We start from the raw sequence: 6,098 nt of genomic DNA on the forward strand, positions 1-6,098 counted from the left end.
AGCTCGCCATGAACCATCCACATCTCGAACTGACCGGCGTCGGCATCAGCTTTCCCACCGACAAGGGTCTGTACTGCGCCCTGCAGAACGTCAATCTGAAAATCGACAAGGGCGAGTTCGTGTCCTTGATCGGCCACTCCGGCTGCGGCAAATCGACCGTGCTGAATATCGTCGCCGGTCTCTACCAGGCCAGCACCGGCGGCGTGATCCTCGACAACCGCGAGGTCAATTCGCCAGGTCCGGAGCGGGCGGTGGTGTTCCAGAACCACAGCCTGCTGCCCTGGCTGAGCTGCTACCAGAACATCGAACTGGCGGTGCGCCAGGTATTCCAGGGCAAGAAATCACGCGGCGAAATGCGCGAATGGATCGAATACAACCTGGAGCTGGTGCACATGAACCACGCGCGCGACAAGCGCCCCAGCGAGATTTCCGGCGGCATGAAGCAGCGTATCGGCATCGCCCGCGCGCTGGCCATGCAGCCCAAGGTGCTGTTGATGGACGAGCCCTTCGGCGCCCTCGACGCCTTGACCCGTGCCCACCTGCAGGACTCGCTGATGGAGATCCATGCCGACCTCGGCAATACGGTGATCATGATCACCCACGATGTCGACGAAGCCGTGCTGCTGTCCGACCGTATCGTCATGATGAGCAACGGCCCGGCGGCCAGTATCGGCGAGATCCTGCGCGTGGATCTGCAGCGCCCGCGCGAGCGCATCGCCTTGGCGCATGACGCGCGTTATCACGAATATCGCGCCGCCGTGCTGGAGTTCCTCTACCAGAAGCAACAGCGCCCGGCGGCCTGAGCGCTGCCGCCATGAGCCCGCTGCAACCCGCGCATCAGGCTGCGGGTTGCAGCGGGCTGGCCTGCGCCAGGCCGACCGACGGCTGCGCTAAAGGCCGATAAATCCTGGCGAGCCAGCCTCACAGGCCCGACCGATCCCGCCAACCTGATTGAGAAATTCCCGATCCGATTGAACTTACTGCGCTGGCGGCCACCGAAATCCAGCCATTCACAGTCGTTCAAGATCACTAAGGATCAGTCGTGCTCGATCTCACCACCTGGAACCTCTCGGTTCCCACCGACCCATCCCCCACCACCATCGAAACCCCGCGCCTGAACAACGGCTATGAAAGCCAATACATGCGCCGCAATGACGACGGCAGTCTCACCTTCTGGGTGCCGGTCGACGGATCGCATACCGCCGACGCCCGCTACCCGCGCAGCGAGCTGCGCGAAACCCAGGCCGACGGCACACTGAGCAACTGGTACTACTACGGCGCCGACAACTACCTGAGCGCGGTACTGACGATCAACCAGGTGCCGAGCCAGAACAAGGTCGTCATCGGCCAGATCCACAGCAAGGACGAACCCGGCAGCGACAACGACCCGCTGGCCAAACTGCAATACCACTACCGGCGCGGCGTCGGCCGACTCGAGCTATTGCTGCGCAAACGCCCGGGCGATGCCGAGGTACAGAACATCCTGCTGACCGAGAACATCCAGTTGGACGAGCGTTTCAGCTATGAACTGCGCATCACGCCGAGCGGCAAGCTTGGCGTCAGCGTCCAGAGCAGCGACGGCGACAAGGGCGCGCTCTATCGGCAATTGAGCGCGTACTGGAGCAAGGAACAGCTGTACTTCAAGGCCGGTGCCTATATTCAGGACAATTACGGCCCCTCCAATGAAGGCGGGCGGGTGACCTTCTATCACTTGAACTCCCTGCACCGCTGAGGGCGAACGAGTAGCCAGGGCGGTGCATCATTCACCGGGCCGATAGGGTGAAATCGACAAAAGCCCACGTACAATTGCGCCGCCCTATCCCGCCTGCACGAGAGCTGCCCATGGCCCGCCTTGAACTCGAGTTCCCCGAAGACCAATACTGCTACAGCACCCACCTGACCGTCCGCGTGACCGACATCAACGCGTCCAACCACCTGGGCAACGACTCGATGATCTCGATGATTTCCGAGGCACGGGCGCGCTTCCTGTTCGAATTCGGCATTCACGAAACCCGCGGAGATGGCACCGGCATCATCGTCACCGACCTCGCCACCACCTACCGCACGGAAGCGCATGCGCGCGATCAATTGCTGTTCGAGGTCGGCGTGATGGACTTCAACAAATACGGTGGCGACATCACCTTCCGCATCACCCGCCCGGCCGATGGCAGCCTGGTGGCGATGGCCAAGTCGGGCTTCGTGTTCTTCGACTACAAGCTCGGCAAGGTGGTGGCGATGCCGACGGTGTTCAGCAGCAAGTTCCCCAAGGTCAACTGGCTCTTATAAAACAACCCGCATGCCATTGATTTTATGGGCTATGACGTTTTTTTGCAGGAGCGGCTTTAGCCGCGAATTCTTCGATACACCGCACAGCTTCGCGGCTGAAGCCGCTCCTACAGGTGCTAGCGGGCTAGCAAGTTTGCTGCGCGACAGCGCTCCGTCGTAGACCGGGCCACCGCGCCTACCGGGGCGCGTCGCTGCAGGTGAAGATGCGGTAGGTGCAGCGGCGGTCCCCCGCCAGCAGGTGTTCGCCGCGCTCGACCCTGACCCCCTCGCCGAGCAGCTCGCGAAACAGCGCCAGCTCGCCACCGCAGAGCCGCTGGCAGAAGGTCGCCGCCCGGGCGATCGCGCAGTGGTTTTCCACCAGCTCCAGCACACCATCCTCGGCGGCCCGGTACTCGGCCATGAAGCCTTCCGCACAGCGGAGGCGCACCAGCGCGGCGACCCGCTGTGCCAGCGGCAGGTCCGTGGCGGGCATCTGTGCGCGGTAGGCCGCCAGCTGCTGCCGCGTCCAGCCATCGGTCAGGCGCTGCAAGCCTGCCTCGCCGAAGGTGCTCTGCACGCCCTGCAGCAGCTCGACCGCGAGGGCTCCGTGCCGATTGGGGAAACGTGCATCGGCCTTGGCCGTCAGCCGCCAGACCCGTGCCGGCCGGCCGATCCGGCGCGGCTCGTCGCTGAACGCGACCAGGCCCTCGGCACTCAGCAGGGCCAGCTGCTGGCGCACCGCCATGCTACTCACGCCCAACTGCGGGGCCAGCCGTGCCACGGCTTGCGGGCCGTCCCGCTTGAGCAGGAACAGAACGCGATCCCGTGCGCAAGTGGGCAACTCGGTCTTGCTGCTGGCAACGTCCATCGCTCCGCCCTTCCTGCAAATTTGTAAACTTTGTACAGTAAATTATTGGTAATCCAGACTTGCTCGTCCAGCCAAAGAGCGCCCTGCGTCGAGCGGTCGCGAGGCGGAGGAACGCCATGAGTGAATTCGTCAAGGTCGCCCGGGTGGACGACATCGCCCCCGGCACCGGCATGACCCTGTACCTGGGAGCGACGCCCGTCGCCCTGTTCAACGTCGACGGCCAGTACTACGCCATCCACAACGACTGCCCGCACGAGGACGGCCCGCTGGGCGAAGGCAGCCTGTGCGGCAGCGTGGTGACCTGCCCCATGCACGCCTATGAGTTCGATGTCCGCAGTGGCGAGTGCCTCACCGATTCGGCCTACTGCGTCGAGCGCTTCGAGGTGCGCGTGGACGCTGGCGACATCCTGTTGCGCCGATTCGATCCCTGATGGCCGCGCCGCCGGCGCCGGATGCTGAGCATCTATACTTAGTAAAGAACATTCTTGCCAAACTGGTCGAAGGGGTATGGGTCCAAGGGTATAGTTGAAGGCAGTTGCCAGCAGCATGAGGAGGCAACGATGAGCACCGACAACGTCAAGATTCGCGAACTCAGCCGCCGGGCGTACAAGTACGGGTTCGTCAGCGACCTGCCGAGCGACGCCCTCCCACGCGGCCTCGACGAGCAGGTCATTCGCCTGATCTCGGCGAAGAAACGCGAGCCGCAGTGGCTGCTCGACTGGCGCCTGAAAGCCTTCCGCCACTGGCTGACGATGCGCGAGCCGACCTGGCAGAACGTCCGCTATGCGCCCATCGACTACCAGGACATCATCTACTACTCGGCGCCCAAGCCGAAAACCCCGGGGCCCAAGAGCCTCGACGAGGTCGACCCCGAGCTGCGCACGATGTTCGCCAAGCTCGGCATCTCGCTGGCCGAGCAGGAGCGCCTGACCGGCGTCGCGGTGGATGCGGTGGTCGACTCGGTGTCGGTGGCGACCACCTTCAAGCGCAAGCTGGCCGAGGCCGGGGTGATCTTCTGTTCCTTCGCCGAGGCGGTGCAGCAGCATCCCGAGCTGGTGCGCCAATACCTGGGCTCGGTGGTGCCCTACAGCGACAACTTCTTCGCCACCCTGAACTCGGCGGTGTTTTCCGACGGCTCCTTCTGCTACGTGCCCAAGGGCGTGCGCTGCCCGATGGAGCTGTCGACCTACTTCCGCATCAACGCCGCCGATACCGGCCAGTTCGAGCGCACCCTGATCGTCGCCGAGGAAGGCGCCTACGTCAGCTACCTCGAGGGCTGCACCGCGCCGATGCGCGACAACAACCAGCTGCACGCAGCGGTGGTCGAGCTGATCGCCCTGGATGACGCGCAGATCAAGTACGCCACCGTGCAGAACTGGTACCCGGGCGACGCCGAAGGTCGCGGCGGCATCTACAACTTCGTCACCAAGCGCGGCAAGTGCGCAGGCAGCCGCTCGAAGATCTCCTGGACCCAGGTCGAGACCGGCTCGGCCATCACCTGGAAGTACCCGGGGGTGATCCTGCAGGGCGACGACTCGGTCGGCGAGTTCTACTCGGTGGCCCTGACCGCCAACCACCAGCAGGCCGACACCGGCACCAAGATGATCCACATCGGCCGCAACACCCGCAGCACCATCCTGTCCAAGGGCATTTCCGCCGGCCATGGGCAGAACACCTACCGCGGCCTGGTCAAGGTGCAGAAGGCGGCGAGCGGCGCGCGCAACCATAGCCAGTGCGACTCGCTGCTGCTGGGCAGCCAGTGCGGCGCGCACACCTTCCCCTATGTCGAGGTGAAGAACCCCAGCGCCCAGGTCGAACATGAGGCGTCGACCTCGAAGATCGGCGACGAACAGCTGTTCTACTGCCGCCAGCGTGGCATCCGCGAGGAGGACGCGGTGCCGATGATCGTCAACGGCTTCTGCCGCGAGGTGTTCAAGGAACTGCCGATGGAGTTCGCGGTGGAGGCGCAGAAACTGCTCGGCGTCAGCCTGGAAGGCTGTGTCGGCTGAGTGGAGGTGGCACATGCTGGAGATCGAAGACCTGCACGCCAGCGTCGAGGGGCATGAGATCCTGCGCGGCATCAGCCTGCGCATCGAGGCCGGCGAGGTGCACGCGATCATGGGGCCGAACGGCTCGGGCAAGAGCACCCTGGCCCAGGTGCTCGCCGGTAACCCGGGCTACCAGGTCAGCGGCGTGGTGCGCTACCGGGGCGGGGATCTGCTCGCCATGCCGGCGGAAGCGCGCGCGGCCGCCGGCATCTTCCTCGCCTTCCAGTACCCGGTGGAGATCCCCGGGGTCGGCAACCTGTACTTCCTGCGCACGGCCCTGAACGCCGTGCGCCAGCAGCGCGGGCTCGAGGAGCTGGACGCGATGGACTTCCTCGCCCTGGCCAAGGAGCGCATGCAACTGCTCGAGATGGATCCGGAGCTGATGAACCGCGCGCTCAACGAGGGCTTCTCCGGCGGCGAGAAGAAGCGCAACGAGATCTTCCAGATGGCGATTCTGCAACCCAGCCTGGCGATCCTCGACGAGACCGACTCGGGTCTCGACATCGATGCCCTGCGGATCGTGGCGGAAGGTGTCAACGCGCTGCGGTCGCCCGAGCGCTCGACGATCGTCGTCACGCACTACCAGCGCCTGCTCGATCACATCGTGCCGGACCGCGTTCACGTGCTGAACGACGGTCGGATCATCCGCTCGGGAGGCAGCGAGCTGGCGCACGAGCTCGAGGCGAAAGGGTACGGCTGGATCGCGGAGCACACGGGCGGCGGATCGCTCGGCGCCGCGGCCCGGTCGTGAGGAGAGCGTGGCGATGAGGCCCGAAACCCGAGACACGGCTGCCTTCCTCGACGCCTTCGCGGCGCGCGAGGAGACGCTGGCGGGCGCGCCCCTCTGGCTGAGGCGGATGCGCGAGCGGGCGCACGAGCGTTTCCTCGCGCTCGGCCTCCCGCATCCCCGCATGGAG

Annotated in this window: 7 protein-coding genes; 6 read left to right on the plus strand and 1 reads right to left on the minus strand. The window is 64.9% G+C overall.

Annotated features, from left to right (window positions below; translation table 11 throughout):
• The first annotated feature begins 8 nt into the window (after nt 1-8).
• From ABZE94_RS06795 to ABZE94_RS06805, 3 genes are all read left to right on the plus strand, one after another.
• A complete protein-coding gene (locus ABZE94_RS06795; protein WP_372874778.1) occupies nt 9-803 on the plus strand; it encodes an ABC transporter ATP-binding protein in 795 nt (264 codons plus the stop codon).
• Between the two features lie 239 nt (nt 804-1,042).
• Nucleotides 1,043-1,732, plus strand: a complete 690-nt coding sequence (locus ABZE94_RS06800) for a polysaccharide lyase family 7 protein (RefSeq protein WP_372874779.1) — start codon at nt 1,043-1,045, stop codon at nt 1,730-1,732.
• Between the two features lie 110 nt (nt 1,733-1,842).
• Nucleotides 1,843-2,286 carry a thioesterase family protein gene (locus ABZE94_RS06805; protein ID WP_372874780.1) on the plus strand — a complete coding sequence of 148 codons (444 nt, stop codon included), beginning with the start codon at nt 1,843-1,845 and terminating at the stop codon, nt 2,284-2,286.
• A gap of 175 nt (nt 2,287-2,461) precedes the next feature.
• Here ABZE94_RS06805 and ABZE94_RS06810 read toward each other — a convergent pair whose 3' ends face one another.
• Nucleotides 2,462-3,133, minus strand: a complete 672-nt coding sequence (locus tag ABZE94_RS06810; RefSeq protein WP_372874781.1) for a helix-turn-helix transcriptional regulator — start codon at nt 3,131-3,133, stop codon at nt 2,462-2,464.
• A 116-nt stretch (nt 3,134-3,249) separates the two neighbouring features.
• Between ABZE94_RS06810 and ABZE94_RS06815 the strand changes: the two genes are divergently transcribed.
• From ABZE94_RS06815 to sufC, 3 genes are all read left to right on the plus strand, one after another.
• Nucleotides 3,250-3,564: a Rieske (2Fe-2S) protein gene (locus ABZE94_RS06815; protein WP_372874782.1), complete on the plus strand. Its 315-nt coding sequence runs from the start codon at nt 3,250-3,252 to the stop codon at nt 3,562-3,564.
• 129 nt (nt 3,565-3,693) lie between these two features.
• On the plus strand, nt 3,694-5,142 hold the full coding sequence (gene sufB, locus ABZE94_RS06820; RefSeq protein WP_372874783.1) for a Fe-S cluster assembly protein SufB: 1,449 nt from the start codon (nt 3,694-3,696) through the stop codon (nt 5,140-5,142).
• A gap of 13 nt (nt 5,143-5,155) precedes the next feature.
• Entirely contained in the window at nt 5,156-5,932 is a 777-nt protein-coding gene (gene sufC, locus ABZE94_RS06825; protein WP_372874784.1) for a Fe-S cluster assembly ATPase SufC, read from the plus strand.
• Nucleotides 5,933-6,098: the final 166 nt, after the last annotated feature.

The organism is Pseudomonas sp., assembly GCF_041601375.1.
Classification (GTDB): Bacteria; Pseudomonadota; Gammaproteobacteria; order Pseudomonadales; family Pseudomonadaceae; genus Aquipseudomonas.